This window comes from Flavobacterium lacus, assembly GCF_003268815.1.
Lineage (GTDB): Bacteria > Bacteroidota > Bacteroidia > Flavobacteriales > Flavobacteriaceae > Flavobacterium > Flavobacterium lacus.
Map to the genome: position 1 here is coordinate 1 of NZ_QLSV01000033.1, position 2,112 is coordinate 2,112.

General features: G+C 34.0%; 4 protein-coding genes. All 4 read left to right on the forward strand.

Annotation, left to right across the window (positions count from 1 at the left end):
• Nucleotides 1-236: 236 nt before the first annotated feature.
• On the forward strand, nucleotides 237-722 hold the full coding sequence (locus tag B0I10_RS15505; protein ID WP_112087423.1) for an SMI1/KNR4 family protein: 486 nt from the start codon (nucleotides 237-239) through the stop codon (nucleotides 720-722).
• Nucleotide 723: 1 nt separating this feature from the next.
• Nucleotides 724-1,218, forward strand: coding sequence for a hypothetical protein (locus tag B0I10_RS15510; RefSeq protein ID WP_112087424.1), 495 nt, complete (start codon nucleotides 724-726; stop codon nucleotides 1,216-1,218).
• Nucleotides 1,219-1,371: 153 nt separating this feature from the next.
• The gene (locus B0I10_RS15515) at nucleotides 1,372-1,632 is read left to right on the forward strand and encodes a hypothetical protein (RefSeq protein ID WP_112087425.1); all 261 of its coding nucleotides are present in this window, start codon (nucleotides 1,372-1,374) and stop codon (nucleotides 1,630-1,632) included.
• Between the two features lie 20 nt (nucleotides 1,633-1,652).
• Nucleotides 1,653-1,997: a hypothetical protein gene (locus B0I10_RS15520; RefSeq protein ID WP_112087426.1), complete on the forward strand. Its 345-nt coding sequence runs from the start codon at nucleotides 1,653-1,655 to the stop codon at nucleotides 1,995-1,997.
• The last annotated feature ends 115 nt before the right edge of the window (nucleotides 1,998-2,112 follow it).

Consider the following 2,112-nt stretch of genomic DNA (forward strand, 5'->3'; position numbering starts at 1 on the left):
AATCCAATGAATATCTTTGGAATAGTTAAGGCATCGTGTAATTGCATAATCTTCGTTTTTAGGAAATTCAAAGTTATGCTTTTACATAGATGCTTTGCAAGATTGCGGGTTTTAGGCTTAATTTAAAGTTGGTTTTGTATCTTTGAATTCAGTGTTTAACCGAAAGTTTTGGGCTTCTTTAGTCCGCAACCTCGCAAAGCCTGAGAACGTTATGCGGCATTTTAAAAGACACCGAAATGAAAATTGACATTAATAAATTTTGGGATACTAACTACTATAACAATCCGACTTTGACGGATAGAATGATTATTAATGCTGAGAAAAAATTAGGAGTGAAACTTCCAGAGACATTTCTATCCTTGCTTAAATGTCAAAATGGAGGATATACAAAAGGTTTTGCCTTTCCAATGAAAACTAAAACAACTTGGGCAGACAATCATATTCCAGTAAGCGAACTATTTGGAATTGTTTTAGATGAAAAATCAGACTCTGGACACAATATAATGCAGTCTTCATATATGACAACTGAATGGGATTTACCAGAAAAGCAAGTATTACTTACAGGAGATGGCCATTGGTTTATTACGTTAGATTACAGAAAGAGTGAAACGCCAACAATTAGATGGATAGATTGCGAATGTGGAGAGGACATTTTTGTTGCTAGTTCATTTGACGAATTTTATGAAGGTTTAGTAAGTGAGGACGAATTTGCAATTGATTAAAATGAATTGGACAGAACTTAAAGAAAAAATTTATTACTGGGACGGCTCTTGGCGTGACATTTATGTATTGCATACAAATCGTTCTGACTGGAAAATCTGGGTTGACTACGTTAATGAGAATTATCGGATTGACTGGTTTAATGGAAAAGCCGACAAAGACAAAAATCAAATTGACTTTACAGTTGTAGAAGACTTTTGGAGAGGGAATCACGACCTTTGTTCAACTGCAAAAGTATTCATAGACAAAATTCAAATCAATGCACATTTCTTTGACGACACCGAAATGGAAAACGACATAGACCCAAGAGAATTCAATTCAATGGACGACCACGACAAATTGGTTAAGTATATGACTGACATATCAAAGTTGCTTGACAAAGAAGTAATATTGACACCAGAAAATGAACACGAAACAATTCTTTTCAAAATTAACCAAGACGTTATTGAATTTAGTAAAGAAATCGACCCGACAAAATGGAAAATACGAACACGTTAGAAAAAAAACGACCGCATAACAGGCGTTTGGCAAAAAAGCGGGTTCAGTGCTTAAATGAAGCTTTGTTCTTCGTATCAAGTTCAGTGCTGGCAGAAAGTATAGTGCTTCGAAATCCGCTTCTTCGCCAAGCGCCAAAACGTTAGCACCAATTTTATGAAGACCCAAGAACACATAGACAACTATAGCTCGACATTGACAAAAATTCTAAATCAAGAAGTTGAACTAGGAAATGAAATTGTAGAAACCTCGAAAGGCTGGCCAGACGAAAAAACTATAATTATTTTTCTCAAAAAACCTTTTATGGCTAAGTATACATTTGAAAATGTGGAGTACAGAAATGTTGACGACCCCCATTATTGGAAAGCAGAATATGTTGACCATTCGACAAAACACGTTTTAGCTTGTAGGTTTTAAGAAAATATTATAATTAGGTAATGAACAGAGAATTTGACTTTTTTAAAACAACAATGCCTGACAGCAGAAAGGCAGACTACTATTTAGGCTGTTTAGACGGTTCTGTATTTATTGACTTCAATTTTACGACTGACAACCTAATAAATTTATGCAGAATTTCGTTCGATGGATATGGTTGTTGTAATCTTGACAGTAATGTAAAATGTTTAGACGAAAAATTATCAAAAGACTTCATTGAACAAATTAACAAGGACAATTTTGACCAAGAAAAAATCACCAAAATTGTTTTAGAATTAATTCAGTTGAATAAAGACAACATTTGGACAGACGCACTTGAAGAATATAATTTAATTGACAAACAATGATAAAAACTGGTGCTAACACGGGTTCCTATGTAAAGCATCATAAAGTTTTCAACAACTTTGAATAAGGGTTATATATTGGTTTTTTTTCGAGTAAGGTTATCCGTTCCAATGGCTT

Excerpts from the sequence above, each read along its gene's own strand:
- B0I10_RS15505 (WP_112087423.1), top strand. The coding sequence starts at position 237 with ATGAAAATTGACATTAATAAATTTTGGGATACTAACTACTATAACAAT.
- B0I10_RS15510 (WP_112087424.1), top strand. The coding sequence starts at position 724 with ATGAATTGGACAGAACTTAAAGAAAAAATTTATTACTGGGACGGCTCT.
- B0I10_RS15515 (WP_112087425.1), top strand. The coding sequence starts at position 1,372 with ATGAAGACCCAAGAACACATAGACAACTATAGCTCGACATTGACAAAA.
- B0I10_RS15520 (WP_112087426.1), top strand. The coding sequence starts at position 1,653 with ATGAACAGAGAATTTGACTTTTTTAAAACAACAATGCCTGACAGCAGA.